The sequence below is a fragment of the Cognatiluteimonas telluris genome, from assembly GCF_011320095.1.
Taxonomy (GTDB): Bacteria; Pseudomonadota; Gammaproteobacteria; order Xanthomonadales; family Xanthomonadaceae; genus Cognatiluteimonas; species Cognatiluteimonas telluris.
Genome location: NZ_JAANOY010000015.1, coordinates 43,136 through 59,083 on the forward strand (window position 1 = coordinate 43,136; position 15,948 = coordinate 59,083).

Below are 15,948 nucleotides of genomic sequence, written 5' to 3' on the forward strand. Positions count from 1 at the left end.
CACCGCCCGACCGATCACGCCCGACCGACAGCCGGATAGCGTTCCGGCCGCGCCAGCGTGAACAGCTGCCACAGCGCGGACAGCCCGACCACCACATACACCACGCGTGAAAGCAGGGCGTCCTGGCCGCCGAACAGCGCGGCAACAAGGTCGAACTGGAACGCGCCGACGAGCGCCCAGTTCAAGCCGCCGACGATCAGGAGCAACAACGTCACAAGATTCAGGTGCCTCATTGGATGTCTCCGGTTTGCTCGGGGGGTGGGAGGGGGCGATCAGCCCCCGGGGATCAGGACCTTGTCGATCACGTGGATGACGCCGTTGCTGGCCATGACGTCGGCACCGACCACGTGGGCATCGTTGACCATCAATGCATCTCCGGACCGGGCGATCGCGAGCCGGCCGCCCTGGACCGTGGTGGCCGCGTCCATCGTGGAGACGTCGGCCGAGCCCAGCCGGGCGGGGACGACGTGGTAGGTGAGGATCGCCACCAGCTTGTCGCGGTTTTCCGGGTTCAGCAGGCTCTCCAACGTGCCGGCCGGCAGCGCGGCAAACGCCGCATCGGTAGGAGCGAACACCGTGAACGGGCCCTTGCCCTTCAGGGTGTCGACCAGGCCGGCGGCCTGCAGTGCGGCGGCGAGCGTCTTGAATTGCCCGGCCTGCACCGCCGTGTCGACGATGTCGGCCTGTACGGGTGCCGGGGCGGCGGCCTTGGCTTGGCTGTTCTTCGCCCCACCAGGCGCCGCCAGGGCGAGCGGCGCGGAGATCGCAAGAACCAAGGCGAAAGCCAACAGCGAAAGGCGGGATGGATGGATACGGGACGGCATCGCAGGACTCCGAGAGGAATGTGAGGGGCGAGGCGAAGTATTCGGCGCCTGCTGTTAAATAAATGTACAATCTATAGTTGTACATCTCATGTACAATTCGTCCATGTACCCCATCAAGGCGGCCGCCGCCCTCGCCGGACTGAGCACGGAGACCCTGCGCGCCTGGGAGCGCCGGCACGGCGCGATCCACCCGATCCGCGACGCGCAGGGACGCCGGCTGTACGACGCTCCGACCGTCGAACGCCTTTCGAGGCTCCATCGCCTGACCGACCGCGGCCACCCGATACGCGACCTGGCCGCGCTCGACGACGCCGCCCTCGACCGCCTGCTGGACGACAGCCGGCAAACGGCTTACGGCGGGGTGGAGTCGCTGCCTTCGCAGATGCTCGACGCGATCGCCGACTACCGCGTCGATGTCTTCGACCGGGATCTCTCGGTGGCGATCGCCACCCTGCCCATGCCGGTGCTCATGGCGCGCGTCATCCGGCCACTGCTGCAGGAAGTGGGGTTGCGTTGGGCCGATGGCCGGCTCGCCGTCGCGCAGGAACGGCTGGTCAGCAGCCTGATGCGCATGCGCCTGCTGACGGTGCTCAGCCCGCCGCCTCGCGAGCAACGACCACGCGTGCTGTTCGCGACGCTGCCCGGCGAGCGCCACGAGTTGGGATTGATCGGCGCCGCGCTGCAGGTGCATGAAGCAGGCCTGCCCGTCCTCTACCTGGGCACCGAGCTGCCGGCAATGGAGATCGCACGCGTCGCCGCCCGACTGGATGTCCTGGGCGTCGCATTGAGTTCGGTCGACCCATCGCAGGCTGCGCCGGCGTTGGCCGATCTGCGTGAACTGCAGGCGGCATTGGCGCCGGGCGTGCCGGTCTGGCTTGGCGGCGCGAACGCACGGTACCTGGACGAGGAACTGGCGTCAGCCCGGATCCGGTCGGTGGAAGACCCGCAGGCCATGCTCAGGAGCCTGCGCGCGCTCGCCAGGCAGCGTGCGGGTGGCTGACACGCGGCTACGGTGAATGCCGGCGCCAGCGAACTGCAGACGCGTGCGGATTTGCTGACGCCTGCGACGGGCGCCGCGACCGCGCGCGGAACGCCCTGGCCCAGGCCTAGTGCGAGCGCCCCGGCTCGGAGACCTGCTTGACGACCTCCGCCGTCTTGCCGTCGCGACCGGCGAGCGCGATGTCGGCCTGGGCGACGATGCCCGCGACCTTGCCCTGGTCGTCGACCACCACCACGCGTCGGATCTGTTCGCGTTCCATGACCTTGGCCACGTCGTCGAGGCTGCACTGGTCGGACACGGTCGTCGCCGGCGCCGTCATGTAATCGCCGGCGGTCGCGCTTGCCGGATCGCCGCCTTCGGCCACCATGCGCATCGCGATGTCGCGATCGGTGATCACGCCCAGCGGCTGGCGGTCCTGGCCCACCACGGGAATCTGTCCACAGTCGTTCTGTTTCATCATCTGCGCCACCTGGCGCAAGGTCGCGTCGGGCGTGCAGGTGGCGGGGTTGGCGGTCATCACCGAGCGGATATCCATGGCGGCTCCTGGTTGCGGGCGAACGCTCACCCTGCCGCAACCGCGGTGGGTACAGAGTGAATCGCACGCCGCGGCCCTCCCTGGGCATGGACGCTGCCGGACCTGGAACACAGCGACCGTGCCTTTCGCCATAGGCCAGCCGCGCATGCCATCGGCTAGGCTGCCTGTTCAACCCTGAAGGGATGTCCCGATGAAGCACCCGCTTGCCCTGGCGCTTGCGCTGGCCCTGGCCGCCGCCCCCGCCTTCGCCTCAGCCGCAGATGCCCCCGTGAACCAATCGCAGACCCAAGCCAACCCGTTCTTCGCCGACAGCCCGCTGCCGCTGCATTACCCGCAGTTCGACAAGATCCACGACAGCGACTTCGCGCCCGCGTTCGACCGCGGCATGGCCGAGCAGCTCAAGGAAGTCGAAGCGATCGCCAACGACCCGGCGGCGCCGACCTTCGACAACACCATCATCCCGCTGGAGAAATCCGGCCGCACGCTGACCCGCGCGGCGACGGTGTTCTTCAACCTCGTCGGTGCCGATACCAATCCGACCCGCGACAAGATCGAGGCCGCGTATTCGGCGAAGTTCGCCGCGCACCGCGATGCGATCAACCTCAACCCGAAGCTGTTCGCGCGGATCAAGGCGCTGTACGACGGGCGCGCGACGTCGGGCATGGATCCGCAGTCAACGCGCCTGGTCGAGAAGTACTACCAGGACTTCGTGCGCGCGGGCGCGCAGCTGTCGGACGCCGACAAGGTCAAGCTCAAGGCGATGAATGCCCAGCTCGCCGACCTCGGCACGAAGTTCAGCCAGAACGTGCTGGCCGAGGTCAACGATTCGGCGATCGTGCTGGACACCCGCGAGCAGCTCGCGGGCCTGACCGACGCGCAGATCGATGCCGCCGCGGCCGAAGCCAAGAAACGCGGCCTGGAAGGCAAGTACGTCATCACCCTGCAGAACACCACCGGCCAGCCGCCGGAAACCTTCCTGCAGGATCGCGCGGTGCGCGAAAAGCTCTACCGCGCTTCGATCGCGCGCGGCAGCCGCGGCAACCAGTACGACAACACCGGCATCGTCTCGCAGGTGATGTCGCTGCGCGCCGAGAAGGCGAAGCTGCTGGGCTACCCGAACTACGCCGCCTACAGCCTCGAAGACCAGACGGCGCAGACCCCGGAAGCCGTCAATGCCATGCTCGGCAAGCTCGCGCCACCCGCGGTCGCCAATGCCAAGCGCGAAGCGGCCGACATGCAGGCGCTGATCGACAAGGAGCAGGCCGCCAAGGGCCAGCCGACGTTCAAGCTCGAGCCGTGGGACTGGGCGTACTACGCCGAGAAGGTGCGCCAGCAGCGCTACGACTTCGACGAGACCCAGCTCAAGCCCTACCTTGAACTCGACAACGTGCAGCAGAACGGCGTCTTCTACGCCGCCAACCAGCTGTACGGGCTGACGTTCAAGGAGCGCCACGACCTGCCGGTGTACGAGCCGGACGTGCGCGTGTTCGACGTCTTCGACAAGGACGGCAAGCAGCTGGCGATCTTCATCTCCGACATGTACGCGCGCCCGTCCAAGCAGGGCGGCGCGTGGATGAATTCCTATGTCGACCAGTCGGCGCTGACCGGCTTCCTGCCGGTGGTCGCCAACCATCTCAACATCCCCAAGCCCGCCGCCGGGCAGCCGACGCTGCTGACCTGGGACGAGGCGACGACGATGTTCCATGAATTCGGGCATGCGCTGCACGGCATGTTCTCGAACGTGGAGTACCCCTACTTCAGCGGTACCAGCGTGCCGCGCGACTTCGTCGAGTATCCCTCGCAGGTCAACGAGATGTGGGCCGACTGGCCGCAGGTGCTCGAGCACTACGCCAAGCATTACAAGACCGGCGCGCCGATCCCCAAGGACCTGCTGGACAAGGTCATCGCCTCGCAGAAATTCAACCAGGGCTTCACCACCACCGAGTACCTCGGCGCGGCGATGCTCGACCAGAGCTGGCACCAGCTGACCCCCGGCCAGGTGCCTGATGCGGCGGGCGTGATGCCGTTCGAAGCCGCCGCGCTGAAAAAGGACGGCGTGGACTTCTACGCCGTCCCCCCGCGTTACCGCACGCCCTACTTCAGCCACATCATGGGCGGCTACGCGGCCGGCTACTACGCCTACATCTGGTCGGAAGTGCTGGTGGCCGACAGCGTGGAATGGTTCAAGCAGAACGGCGGCCTGACGCGCGCCAATGGCGACCACTTCCGCGACACGCTGCTGTCGCAGGGCGGCAGCCAGGATGCGATGAAGATCTTCAAGGACTACACCGGCCGCGAACCGTACATCGAACCGCTGCTGGTGCGTCGCGGACTGACTACCGGCACCGACGATTCGACGAAGCCGGATTCGCAGCCAAACGAGACGCCGCCGAAGCAGTAATCGGCAATGCACGAGAAAAGCCACCGGAATCCGGTGGCTTTTTTTTGCGCGCCCGTCAGGCGGGGAGCGCCACGAGCTTCTGTCGCACCGCTTTCGTCCAACCCATCCATGGGTCGCCACGCTGGCTCGCGGCACGGCGCAATGCGCGTGGCAGCGGATAGTCGTGGCCGGACAGCGTGCGGCCCAGTTCGCTCCACGCCAGCGGCATCGCCACGCCCGCTTCGGGACGCGCGCGCAACGACCAGCTGGCGACGCTGGTGGCGCCGCGGCTGTTGCGCAGCCAGTCGATGAAGATCACGCCCTCGCGCTTGGCTTTGGACGCCGTGGCGACGTAGCGCTCGGGCGCCTGCTCCACCATGCGATCGGCGAAACGCTCGCAGAAGGCCTTGGCCTCCGCCCAATCGGGACCCGGCCGGATCGGCAGCACGACGTGCAGGCCCTTGCCACCGGACAGTCGCGCGAAGCTTTCCATCCCCAGCGAGGCGAGTCGCGCACGGATCTCGCGGCCCGCGGCGATGATCGTCTTCCAGTCGACGCCTTCGCCTGGATCCAGGTCGAAGACCAGCCGGTCCGGCCGCTCGACGTCGTCGATGCGCGCGCCCCAGGGATGCAACTCAAGCACGTTCATCTGCACCAGGTTGAGCACGCCTTCGTCGACATAGAGGTAATCCTCCTCGCCGCCGTCCTTCTCCCGGATCGGGATCGCACGTACGCTTGCGCCCAGCTTCGCGGCGTGGTGCTTCTGGAAGAAGCACTTGCCGATGCCATCCGGGCAGCGCACGACCGACAGCGGTCGGTCCACCAGTTCAGGCAGCAGCTTCGAAGCGACCGCGCGATAGTAGGCGGCGACCTGCTGCTTGGTGATGCCAAGTTCGGGGTACACCACCCGATCCGGGCTGCTGATCCGGGTGGCCGGCTCCCGCCGGCGCCCGCGGACCCGGCCTGCCGAGGTCTGGGTCGTTGTCGTCGTGCGCATCTCCGGTCAGGCCGACTTGCGGCGCGCGGTCTTCGCCGCCGATTTCTTGGCCGGCGCCTTCGCAGCCTTGCGCGCCGGCTTTTTGGCAGCCTTGGAAGAGGCTTCCGTCGCCTTCTTCTTCGCCGGCGTGCGCTTGTTGCGCTCGATGCTCTGCTGCAGCAGCGACATGAAGTCGACGACGTTGGTCGCCGCGCCCTCGCCCGCCTCGTGCTCTTCTTCGTGGCGCTTGACGACGCCGTGCGCTTCCATCCGCTCCTTGATCACCTTCTGCAGGCGCTCGCGGAATTCGTCCTGGTAGTCACCGGGCTTCCACTTCGTCGACATGGTTTCGATCAGCTGCTCGGAAAACTCCAGTTCCTTTGGCGTGATCCGGTAATCGGCACGGTCGCCTTCGGGAATGTTGTATTCGTTGACGTCGACCAGTTCCTGCGGGTAGCGCATCATCATCAGCAGCAGCGCATGCCCCTGCGGCATCACCGCGCACAGGCTCTCGCGGGTGCGGATGACGACGCGCGCGACGCCGATCTTGCCGGTTTTCTGCAGCGCCTCGCGCAGCAGCACGTACCCCTTCTCGGCCTTCTTGGCTGGCACCAGCACGTAGGGTTTCTCGAAATACTGTGGGCCGATGGCATCGGCATCGATGAAGCCTTCGACCTCGATCGCATCATGGCTTTCCGGGGCGGCGGACTTGATGTCCTCCGGCTCGAGCACGACATAACTGCCCTTGTCGTATTCGAAGGCCTTGACGATCTCCTTCCAGGGAACCTCTTCACCGGTCTCGGCGTTGATCCGCTCGTACTTGATCGGTGCGTTGTTGCGCGCATCGAGCATGCGGAAGGAAATGTCGGTGCGGCGCTCGCCGGACATCAGCGAGACCGGGATGTTGAGCAGCCCGAACGACAGCGTTCCTGACCAGACTGGACGTGCCATGGCGATCCTCCGTGGGCCGTGCCGAGCGCATCGGCAGGTCGCGGCCGCGCCGCGACTCGCGTTCATGCGAGCCCATGAGTATCGCGGTCAGGCGTGACGCGGCCGTGGAGTCCACCAAACGGCAACGCCGCCTTTCGGCGGCGCTGCAGGGATGACGCGGACAGGGACCGTCAGGCGGCCTTGAACACCGGTGCGTCGTCGCACAGATGGCCTTCGCGCTCGAGCTTGGCGACCTGCCAGGCCGCGTGCGCCTCGCGGCGGACGTCGGACCACTTCAGCGGCGAGGTGCCGCGGACGGCATGCCATTCGCCGGCGACCTGGGTTTCGATGGCCGCCCACGGCGCACCGGGGTACATGCCGGTCGCCACTTCGCCAAGGATGCGCGCGCGGGTCCGGCCCTCGTCGAAACAGTGGGGTTCTTGGCTGGAGTGCAGGTGGATCACCATCGTGGAGCTCCGGGTTCGCGAAGCGCCATTTACACAGCCGGGGTGTTGCCCCGATGTGAAAGCGGCGGCAAGACGCCGGCCCCGCGCATTCATCCCACGCCCCGCTCAGCGGACCGACGCGTAGCCGCCCGGCACCCCGCGCGGGGACAGCACCAGCTGCCAGAGCTGGGCACGGCGGGTGCGGAACACCGCCATCGAGGCGCACAGGTAGAAGCGCCACATGCGCCGGAATCGCTCGTCGTAATCGGGCAACTCGCCCCACGCGGCTTCGATGTTGTCGCGCCAGGCCTGCAGGGTGCGGTCGTAGTCCACGCCGAACCCGTGCCAGTCCTCGATCACGAACCGGCCTTCGACCGCGCGCGCGATCTGCGCCGCCGATGGCAGCATCGAGTTGGGGAAAATGTAACGGCCGATCCACGGATCGGTGTGCGTCACCGATCGGTTGCTGCCGATGCAGTGCAGCAGGAACAGGCCACCGCCGGTCGCAGGATCGTCGACCAGGCAGCGCCGGGCGACATCGAAGAACGTGTCGTAGTTGCGCACGCCGACGTGCTCGAACATGCCGATCGAGAACACGCGGTCGAAGCGGCTGTCGGCCGACAAACCATCCAGCTCGCGGTAATCCTGCAGGCGGATGTCGATCGGCAATCCGTCGCACAGCCTGCGTGCGTACCTGGCCTGCGCGCGCGAGATGGTGACGCCCACGCCGGTGATGCCGTAGCGCTGCGCCGCGTACTGCAGCGCCTCGCCCCAGCCGCAGCCGATGTCGAGCACGCGCATGCCCGGGCGCAGGCCGAGCTTGCGGCAGACCAGGTCAAGCTTGGCTTCCTGCGCGGCGTCCAGGTCATCGGCCTGTCGCCAATAGGCGCAGCTGTACACCAGGCGACGGCCGAGCATGCGCTGGAACAGGTCGTTGCCGATGTCGTAGTGGCGCTTGCCGACGACGCGTGCGCGGCGCGCCGTCTGCAGATTGAGCAGCCAGGCGCGCAGGTCGTCCAGCAACGACAGCCACCCGGGCACGCGCTTGTCCAGCCGCGCGCCGATCAGCCGCGTGAGCAGGCCATCGAGGGAGTCCACGTCCCACCAGCCTTCCATGTACGACTCGCCCAGGCCGAGCGAACCCTGCGACAGCACGCGTGCATGGAAGCGCTCGTCGTGGATGCGCGGGTCCCAGGGATCCGCCCCTCCGGGATGCACGCCTGCCAGTTCAAACAGCCCCAGCACGCGTTTTCGGATCAACGCCGGCATCCCCGCGCTCCGGTGCTCAGCCGCCGGCGAACAGGCCGCGCCAGGCAGGCGCGATGTGCGGCAGCAACACGTCTGCGGGCAGGTCCACCGTCTGGGTGCCGTCGGCATACGGCCCGACCTGGTAGGGCGCGAAGACGAAACGCAGGGCGACGATGCGGCCGTCGGCGCCCAGCACCGGTTCGAACTGCGAGAAGTTGGCCGGATCGGGTCCGGTGCCCTCGTCTATCATGTGCCCGGCGTCGCGCATCACGTCCGCGCGCTCGGCGGGCGGTAGTGCGTCGGCGTCCACGCGTTGCGCCAGCGCCGCATGCAGCTGCACGCGCACCTGGCGCGCGATATCGGCCCAAGCCGCGCGATCGGGCACCAGGTCGGTGATCGTGAGGGCGCGATCGGCCTTCGGCAGCCAGACGAACCGCGCCACCAGCGGATTGCCGTGGGCACCGCCGGTGTAGCTGCTGCCGTCGGCGGCGATCGCGATCAGGTCTGGCGTAGCCGCCAGCTGGGTGAAGGCCAGCGACAGGTCGTAGGGCGCCGCGGGTTTCTCGTTGCCGATGCCCGCCACCGCCTGCATCAGTTCGGCACGCGCGGCATCGGCATAGCGCTGCAAGGCGCGCGCCAATCCCGGATGGCGGTTGGCGATCGGCGGATAGCTGATGCCGATCATGTAGCGCGGGTCGCGCTCGATGACGTCGTGCAGCAGTGGCGTCGCGGCGGGGCCGGCGGCGTTGGGGGAAGACGGCGTCGTTGCCGCGCGTGGCGGGGCCGCATCGCGCTTGCAGGCGGCCAGGGTCGTCGCCAGCGCGAACGAGGCCAGCAGGCAGGACACCAGCACGCGGGCCGGCAGGTGAAGACATGGGCGAAGCACGGCGGGTTCCTTTCCCGACTCGACCGCAGTCACGATAGCGAGGGCGGCGTGATGCCCGGATCACGCGGCGGCGCATGGCGCTGGAACCTGCCGTGCGCTGCGGGGCGGATCAGTTGGCGCGGCCAAAGAAAAACCCGGCCGAAGCCGGGTTTCCCGTGTTGCTGATGTACCGGCTGTATCGATGCAGCGACCCGAAGGCCGCCGCGTCAATTACATGGCCTGGACTTCATCGGCCTGCAGGCCCTTCTGGCCCTGCACGACCTTGAACGACACCTTCTGGCCTTCCTGGAGCGACTTGAAGCCGCTGCCCTGGATCGAACGGAAGTGGACGAACAGGTCCGCGCCGCTTTCCGGGGTGATGAAGCCGAAGCCCTTGGCGTCGTTGAACCACTTGACGGTACCGGTCTGACGATCCGACATTTTGAAACTCCTTGAAACGAGGTTTTGGTGTACACGGCCGCATCGTTCGATGCGTACCGGACTGTCGGCCAAGGGGTCAAACACACGAGAGCGATGTAGCGGATCGTCCGCCAGTGGTGCTTTTTTGATCAAGCCCCACCAGCGTAAAACTGGTGATCTACCGCATCGGAGCCACGATGTACCGTGATCCCGGCTTTGAACAGTGCGCGCACCATACCTTACTTTGCCGGGCAAGTGTGAACAGGTCTGCACGGCCGCTTTCGCCGCATTGCAGCATGGCCTTGGGGCGCGTTCGGGGCCCGTCCCGGCGCCGGACGGGCGCAGGTTGCGATGGGCGCTGTATCGCGCTTTCGGGTCCGAACCCTGCTGGGCCGCGATCCCGGGTGCGCTGCGCTTGCCCGAACTACGTTCATCCAGTCGCTGGAGCGTGGCCCGGGTCAGGCCGGAGGCCGCACCCGGGGTGAACGCCGCTTCCGGCGCGCGGGCTGCTACCAGTCTTCCTGCCGCGGCAGCAGGCCGCGCAGTTCGACGTCGGTGAGGTTGCGCCAGCCGCCGGGCTTGAGATGGCCGAGTTTGACGTTGCCGATCCTGACCCGCACCAGTTGCTTCACCCGGTAGCGGAAATGGGCGGCCATCAGCCGGATCTGCCGGTTCAGGCCCTGCACCAGCACGATGCGAAACCCGAACGGGCCCAGCTTGCCGACCTTGCACGGCAGCGTGGTTTCCCCGTGCACCGGCACGCCGCGGCCCATGCCGCGCAGGAACTCGTCGGTCACCCGGTGGTTGACGGCCACCAGGTACTCCTTCTCCAGCTTGTTTTCGGCGCGCAGGATCGCATTGACGATGTCGCCGTTGCTGGTCAGCAGGATCAGGCCTTCGGAATCCTTGTCCAGCCGCCCGATCGGGAAGATCCGCTGCTGGTGGCCGACGAAGTCGACGATGTTGTCCTTGATCGCGGTGTCCGTCGTGCAGGTGATGCCGACCGGCTTGTTGAGCGCGATATAGACATGGCGGCGCTGGCCCTTGGCGGCCGTGCGCGGTTTCAACGCCTGGCCGTCGATGCGGACCTCATCGCCCTCGCCCACCTCCGAACCGATCCGGGCGCGCAGACCGTTGACGGTGACCCGGCCTTCGGCGATCAGGCGGTCGGCTTCGCGCCGCGAGCAGGTGCCGGCGTCGCTGATGTGCTTGTTCAGGCGCATGGGAAGTTTCGATGCGGTGCGCGCCGCCGATGGCGCCAGCGCGGGGAGACGCATGCTGCCATAGGCGGGCGATCCACGCCGGCTGCGGGTGCAGCCAGCGCCCCGGGGCCCGAAGTCGGCTTACGAGGTCAACAGGTCCTGGTACTGCGGATGGCGTTCGATATAGCGGGCGGCATAGGCACACGACGGCACCACCTTCAGCCCCTTGGAGCGCGCGTACTCCAGCGCGCTGCGCACCAGCGCGCCCGCCACGCCCCTGCCACCGATCGCCGCGGGCACGCCGGTGTGGGTCAGGCTGAGGACGTCACCGCGCTGTTCGTAGTCGAGCTCGGCGCGCACGCCGTCCACGGTCGTCTCGAAGCGCTGCTGCGCCGCATCGTGACGGATGTCGAGTCCCTCCCGCATCCCAGGTCATCCTTCCGGCCCTGCCGGTCTAACGGTTGTCGCGCTTGCCCTGCTCGTGGCGGTCGCGGGTGCTGATGCTGCCCTGATTCGCGCTCAGGCGCATCTCCTCCTGGTGCAGCTCCTGCACCTGCTCGCGGGCGGACTCCGATTCGAAGCCCGGCTTCGGCGCGGCGCCGGCATGCGAGCCGTCGTGTTCCTGCCAGGGCGGCGCGCGGCGTGCCTTGGCCTGCTTGGCCGCCAGCAGCTGCCGTGTGTTGTCCAACGCTTCCTGGGGAGTGATCGCAGCGCGCCCCGCCGCGCTGGCGGCAGCCGGGCGCCGCTTGCCGTCGCCGCCGGTGGCGCTGCCCGTCGCGGCCTGATCAGTGGCGGATTCACGGCCCGGCGCGGCCTTCTTCGCGGTCGCGACGCCAGCGCTGGCGTCGTTGCGGGACGTCGCTGCAGCGGAGGTGTTGGCTATGCGGCCCCCGGCTGCCGGTTTCCCGGTCGCCCTGCTAGCCGTGGACGCCGTCCGCGTGCCGGCTGCCGGGCGCCTGCTCGCGGTTCCGGATGGCGGGGTCACGGGGGTCGGCTTCTTCATGACAGCCGGTTTTGTCGCAACGGCTGTATCCGTCTTCGCCGCGTTGACCCGCTGTGCCAGGGTGTTCTTCGAGACACCCTTCCTGGCGACGGCCTTCTTCGCGACCGCCTTCTTCGCGACCGCCTTCTTGGCGACCGCCTTCTTGGCGACCGCCTTCTTGGCGACCGCCTTCTTGGCGACCGCCTTCTTGGCGACCGCCTTCTTCGCGACCGCCTTCTTCGCGACCGCCTTCTTCGCGACGGTCTTCTTCGCGACGGTCTTCTTCGCAGCGTCCGCCCGGCCCGGGGTCTTGCGCGCGGTCTTGCGGCGCGCCGCGGTGGAGCGTGGACTGGTGGTGGCCATGCGTGTCTCCCGTCGGAAATGATCGCGCCGCCGATGGCGGCCCGCCCTCGATAGCACCGGAGGCATGCAGGCCAGGTGAGCGCCGGCGCTCGCTACGATCAACCGAACGAGGGCGAGAACAGGCCTTGCAGGAACGCCGGTCCCACGCGTGGCTCGAGCAGCAGGGTGAACAGCACGCCGTAGGCCGCGCCCCAGAGGTGTGCGCTGTGGTTGACGTTGTCGTGCCCCTGCCGGTCCATCCAGATCGAATAGCCCGCGTACATGACGCCGTAGACGATCGCCGGCAGCGGCAGGAAGAACACGTAGATCAGCGACCACGGCCGCAGCAGGATGAAGGCGAACAACACCGCCGACACCGCGCCGGAAGCGCCCAGGCTGCGATAGCCGGCGTCATTGCGGTGGTTCAGGTAGGTCGGCAGGATCGCGACCACCAGCGCCGACAGGTAGAACAACGCAAAGCCGACGTGGCCGATGTACTGGGCGAAGAAGCCTTCGATCAGGCGCCCGAAGAAGTACAGCGTGATCATGTTGAACAGCAGGTGCTGCAGGTCGGCATGGATGAAACCGTGCGTCACCAGCCGGTCGTACTGGTGGTGGCGCTGGATTGCCGGCGGCCACAGGATCAGGCGGTCGAGCAGGCGCGGATTGCCGAAGGCCATCCACGAGACCAGCACCGTGATCGCGATCAGGGCGAGCGTCACCATGCAGCCGCCCTTCGCGGGGCGCGCATCCGCATCAGGTTGCTCATGCCCATTCTTCCAGGCCCTCGCGCTGGTAAAGCGTGCGGAACGACGGCCGTGCGCGCATGGCCTGCGCAAGCTGCGCCAGTGCTGGCCAGTCCGTCGCCGGCCTGGGCATCGCGCGCGACCAGCGCATCAACATGGTGAGGTAGAAGTCCGGCGTGGATACCTCCTCGCCAAGCAGGTACGGGCCACGTGCCGCCAGCTGCGCATCGATCCGCGACCATGCCGCCTCGATCCGCGGCGCGGTATGCGCGAGCACGGCGTCGGCCTGCGCCGCACCGGCGGCTTCCTGCGGATACCACCACAGCCGGAACAGCGGTTGCACGGCGTTGGCCAGGTGGAACATCCATTGCGTGTACTGCGGTCGCAGCGCGCTCCCCGGAGCCGGGGCCAGGCCCGCCTGCGGATGGCGGTCGGCCAGCGTCATCGCCAGCGCCGCGGCCTCGTACATCGGCGTGCCGCCGGTCACCAGCGTGGGCACGACACCATTGGGGTTGAGGGCAAGGTATTCGGGCGTCTTCTGCGCGCCGGCCGCGGTATCGACCCGCTGCAACTGGTGGGGAACGTCGAGTTCGATCAACAGCCAGTGCACCAGCATGCTGGCCGCGCCGGGCGCGTAGTACAGGCAATCGACGCCATTGGCGTCCGAAAGCGGCGTGTCCAAGGGAGGGCTCCATCGGCAGGCAGGACCGCGAGTCTAGAAGCAAACGCGGCTGCCTTCAGCGCGGGACGCTCCGGGCGCGGTCGACCTTGCATGGCCTCGTGCGCCTTGCGATGACTCCGAGGCCCACGGCGGCGGCATTCACGGCGCATTGCCGACAGCGACCTCAGGTCCTGCGGCGTCGCTTCCCGATTTCGGCGCATGGAACGCCCGCTTGCCGGGCAGCGAGCATGCCCTGCAGGCGTGCGGCGTCGCCCATCGCGTGACCGGCGGCGGTGTTGTCGAAGATGCACCAGGGCTCGCGTCCTGTTGCGGCGTCGGCCAGCAGCCCCTGCGCGAGGGCCTGCAGGCGTGCATCGCCGTAGCTGTCGTAATACATCCGCGGCGATCCGTGCCAACGCCAGTAACGCCAATGGCCGGCACCCGCGGGCACCGTCGCCGCCTCCAGCCGCGCCGGATCAGCCGCCACCCGAGTCACCTGGTAGCGGGCCCAGAGCGCCGCCACGCGCGGCTCGAACCAGCTCGCATGCCGCGGCTCGCACGCCAATCCGCAGGCAAACCGCCTGCGCAGCATCGCAAAGAAGGTGTCCGCACGGCGGGCATCGAAGGCCAGGCTCGGCGGCAGCTGCACCAGCACGCCGCCCAGGCGCGTTTGAAGTCCGTCGACCTCGTCGGAAAAACGCGACAGCAGCGGACCGACGCCCTGCAGGCGCGCGTCGTGGGTCACCGCGCGCGGCAGCTTCACCGAGAAGCGGAAATCCCCGGGCACCGACGCTGCCCAGCGCGCATACGTCGCCGCCGCATGGGCGCGATAGAACGAGGAATTGATTTCCGCGACGTTGAAACGCGTCGCATAGCGCGCAAGGTGGCTGCCTTCGGAACCGAACAGCGCCCGGTGCCGGGACGGTATCGACCAGCTGGCGCAGCCGATGCGGATCGACGATACGGTTGCGGATGTGCGCGTGCGAACGGGAATGGCGGAGGTCCTCGGCCGAAGCACCATCCTTGGCGCCGGAGGGTGAACACGCCGTCGCGGGTGGACGGATGCGGCTGCCGCCCCTATGCTCGCGGCGGGGATTTGGGCTGACGGCAGGGGGGCCGCCATGACCGAACAGGACCGACGCAGCGCGGATATGGAAAACGCCGCGCGCTTGCGGGCGTTGCTCAACGAGGACCAGCGCATGACGCTGACCGAACTGGAACAGTTCGGCTGGTCGCTGAAATTCGTGCGGCGACCGTTGTTCCAGCCATCGGTACCCGTGGTGATCGACGGTGACCGCAAGCGCTACGCGGTGCTCGAAGCCGACGGATCGCTCAATGAAAACCCGGAATTCACGATTCGCGATTGATCGCGGTCGTTGGCCTGTCGTCATTGGCGTCGCCAGTTCCGGGGCCATCGGCGTTGCGCATTCGCACCGGCCGTGAAGGCTGTTGCCAGGCAAGTTCCGGCGAACTAATTCATGGCGGGAACCGCTACCGTGGAGGACGCCGATGAAGCGACCGCAGGCTCCACTGCGCGAGGCTCCGGTAGCCCACGTCCGCTCCGCCGCTGGCGAACAATGAAAAGGCACCAACGGTCCACGGCACCGGCTCGATCGCGGCCGCCTTCGGCACCGCCAGCTGGCGCCCGAGCGTGACATGGGGGACGAACGACCCCGGGGTAGCGCTTGCGATCGTGTTGCAGGCCAACAGCGATCTCCCCAGGCCTTCGACGAGTGCCGCCAGGGCACCAGGAACCCGCGAGGGACCCGCCCATGCGACCCGGTCGTGTCCGAAGCTGCCAAATCGATCCAGCACCAGTTCGAATGCGCCGGCGTCCTGCGCGTCGCCAGCCGCGATCGCCTTTTCAACCAGGGCGGACGGCAAAGGCGCGTACGTGCCGATGAACTGCAGCGTCAGGTGGTAACGCGCCGCCGCGACCATGCGGGCAGCGGGATTGCTGCCTCCCTGGAGTCGGGCGGCGTTGCCGGCGATCCGCGCCCGAACCGCATCATCCGGCCACAGGGCAAAGAACAGGCGCTCGGTCGAAGGCTTGGCGGCCATGGCGCCGCCGACCCTAGTCGGATTCGAGTTCGGACCAGCGCGCGTACGCCGCATCCAGTTCGGCCTGCGCGGTGGCGATCGCCTGGTGGTGCGCGGTGATCGCCGCGCCATCGCGTTGGTAAAACGCCGGGTCCGCCATCTGGCCGGTCAGCGTCGCGACCTGCTGCTCGAGTGCTTCGATCCGCAGCGGCAACTGCTCCAGTTCGCGGGTTTCCTTGTAGCCGCGCTTGCGGCGCGCCGCCGCCGGCGATGGCTCGCCCGACGCCGGTGCCGGCCGCGCGGTCGCACCGCCCCTGGCCGCCAGCGGAGCCGCCCTGCCCTGCGGACGCT

19 protein-coding genes and 1 pseudogene are annotated in these 15,948 nt (G+C 68.0%); 3 read left to right on the top strand and 17 right to left on the bottom strand.

All coding sequences use genetic code 11. The features are described from left to right. Positions 1-14: 14 nt before the first annotated feature. On the bottom strand, positions 15-233 hold the full coding sequence (locus tag G7B67_RS08930; protein WP_166211087.1) for a DUF378 domain-containing protein: 219 nt from the start codon (positions 231-233) through the stop codon (positions 15-17). Between the two features lie 39 nt (positions 234-272). Further along, on the bottom strand, positions 273-824 hold the full coding sequence (locus G7B67_RS08935; protein WP_166211090.1) for a fasciclin domain-containing protein: 552 nt from the start codon (positions 822-824) through the stop codon (positions 273-275). Between the two features lie 103 nt (positions 825-927). Here G7B67_RS08935 and G7B67_RS08940 point away from each other — a divergent pair, with 103 nt between their 5' ends. Beyond that, a complete protein-coding gene (locus G7B67_RS08940) occupies positions 928-1,824 on the top strand; it encodes a MerR family transcriptional regulator (protein ID WP_166211093.1) in 897 nt (298 codons plus the stop codon). Positions 1,825-1,930: 106 nt separating this feature from the next. Here G7B67_RS08940 and G7B67_RS08945 read toward each other — a convergent pair whose 3' ends face one another. Next, positions 1,931-2,359 (bottom strand): CBS domain-containing protein, encoded by a 429-nt coding sequence (locus G7B67_RS08945; protein ID WP_207780898.1) that lies wholly within the window; start codon positions 2,357-2,359, stop codon positions 1,931-1,933. Positions 2,360-2,549: 190 nt separating this feature from the next. Between G7B67_RS08945 and G7B67_RS08950 the strand changes: the two genes are divergently transcribed. Then, positions 2,550-4,760 (top strand): M3 family metallopeptidase, encoded by a 2,211-nt coding sequence (locus G7B67_RS08950; RefSeq protein ID WP_166211096.1) that lies wholly within the window; start codon positions 2,550-2,552, stop codon positions 4,758-4,760. A 55-nt stretch (positions 4,761-4,815) separates the two neighbouring features. Here the strand turns inward: G7B67_RS08950 and ligD are convergent, their stop codons facing one another. The 12 genes from ligD to G7B67_RS09010 form a co-directional block, all read right to left on the bottom strand. Then, positions 4,816-5,736 carry a non-homologous end-joining DNA ligase gene (ligD, locus tag G7B67_RS08955; RefSeq protein WP_166211099.1) on the bottom strand — a complete coding sequence of 307 codons (921 nt, stop codon included), beginning with the start codon at positions 5,734-5,736 and terminating at the stop codon, positions 4,816-4,818. Positions 5,737-5,742: 6 nt separating this feature from the next. After that, positions 5,743-6,666: a non-homologous end joining protein Ku gene (gene ku / locus G7B67_RS08960; protein WP_166211104.1), complete on the bottom strand. Its 924-nt coding sequence runs from the start codon at positions 6,664-6,666 to the stop codon at positions 5,743-5,745. Positions 6,667-6,836: 170 nt separating this feature from the next. Next, complete coding sequence (locus tag G7B67_RS08965; protein ID WP_166211107.1) at positions 6,837-7,112, bottom strand: hypothetical protein; 276 nt, start codon at positions 7,110-7,112, stop codon at positions 6,837-6,839. A 105-nt stretch (positions 7,113-7,217) separates the two neighbouring features. Continuing rightward, positions 7,218-8,360, bottom strand: coding sequence for a cyclopropane fatty acyl phospholipid synthase (cfa, locus tag G7B67_RS08970; RefSeq protein WP_166211110.1), 1,143 nt, complete (start codon positions 8,358-8,360; stop codon positions 7,218-7,220). A 16-nt stretch (positions 8,361-8,376) separates the two neighbouring features. Further along, the gene (locus tag G7B67_RS08975) at positions 8,377-9,186 is read right to left on the bottom strand and encodes a DUF3298 and DUF4163 domain-containing protein (protein ID WP_166211137.1); all 810 of its coding nucleotides are present in this window, start codon (positions 9,184-9,186) and stop codon (positions 8,377-8,379) included. A gap of 249 nt (positions 9,187-9,435) precedes the next feature. Continuing rightward, complete coding sequence (locus tag G7B67_RS08980) at positions 9,436-9,645, bottom strand: cold-shock protein (protein ID WP_159015699.1); 210 nt, start codon at positions 9,643-9,645, stop codon at positions 9,436-9,438. Between the two features lie 488 nt (positions 9,646-10,133). Beyond that, a complete protein-coding gene (locus tag G7B67_RS08985) occupies positions 10,134-10,847 on the bottom strand; it encodes a pseudouridine synthase (RefSeq protein WP_243412311.1) in 714 nt (237 codons plus the stop codon). Positions 10,848-10,967: 120 nt separating this feature from the next. Then, positions 10,968-11,252 (bottom strand): GNAT family N-acetyltransferase, encoded by a 285-nt coding sequence (locus tag G7B67_RS08990; protein WP_166211116.1) that lies wholly within the window; start codon positions 11,250-11,252, stop codon positions 10,968-10,970. Positions 11,253-11,280: 28 nt separating this feature from the next. After that, positions 11,281-12,171 carry a histone H1-like repetitive region-containing protein gene (locus tag G7B67_RS13310; RefSeq protein WP_207780899.1) on the bottom strand — a complete coding sequence of 297 codons (891 nt, stop codon included), beginning with the start codon at positions 12,169-12,171 and terminating at the stop codon, positions 11,281-11,283. A gap of 98 nt (positions 12,172-12,269) precedes the next feature. After that, the gene (locus G7B67_RS09000) at positions 12,270-12,875 is read right to left on the bottom strand and encodes a rhomboid family intramembrane serine protease (protein WP_166211119.1); all 606 of its coding nucleotides are present in this window, start codon (positions 12,873-12,875) and stop codon (positions 12,270-12,272) included. Positions 12,876-12,915: 40 nt separating this feature from the next. After that, the gene (locus G7B67_RS09005; protein WP_279303990.1) at positions 12,916-13,578 is read right to left on the bottom strand and encodes a glutathione S-transferase family protein; all 663 of its coding nucleotides are present in this window, start codon (positions 13,576-13,578) and stop codon (positions 12,916-12,918) included. Positions 13,579-13,741: 163 nt separating this feature from the next. Next, complete coding sequence (locus tag G7B67_RS09010) at positions 13,742-14,578, bottom strand: DUF72 domain-containing protein (RefSeq protein ID WP_166211122.1); 837 nt, start codon at positions 14,576-14,578, stop codon at positions 13,742-13,744. A gap of 100 nt (positions 14,579-14,678) precedes the next feature. Between G7B67_RS09010 and G7B67_RS09015 the strand changes: the two genes are divergently transcribed. After that, the gene (locus G7B67_RS09015; RefSeq protein WP_166211125.1) at positions 14,679-14,924 is read left to right on the top strand and encodes a hypothetical protein; all 246 of its coding nucleotides are present in this window, start codon (positions 14,679-14,681) and stop codon (positions 14,922-14,924) included. Positions 14,925-15,048: 124 nt separating this feature from the next. On the opposite strand, the gene thpR is transcribed toward G7B67_RS09015, so the two are convergent. Together thpR and G7B67_RS09025 are read right to left on the bottom strand one after the other, a co-directional pair. Beyond that, positions 15,049-15,672, bottom strand: coding sequence for an RNA 2',3'-cyclic phosphodiesterase (gene thpR / locus G7B67_RS09020; protein WP_166211128.1), 624 nt, complete (start codon positions 15,670-15,672; stop codon positions 15,049-15,051). Beyond that, positions 15,632-15,948 (bottom strand): annotated as a pseudogene (locus G7B67_RS09025) (ABC transporter ATP-binding protein); the annotation flags it as partial. The gene thpR and the pseudogene G7B67_RS09025, both read right to left, overlap by 41 nt.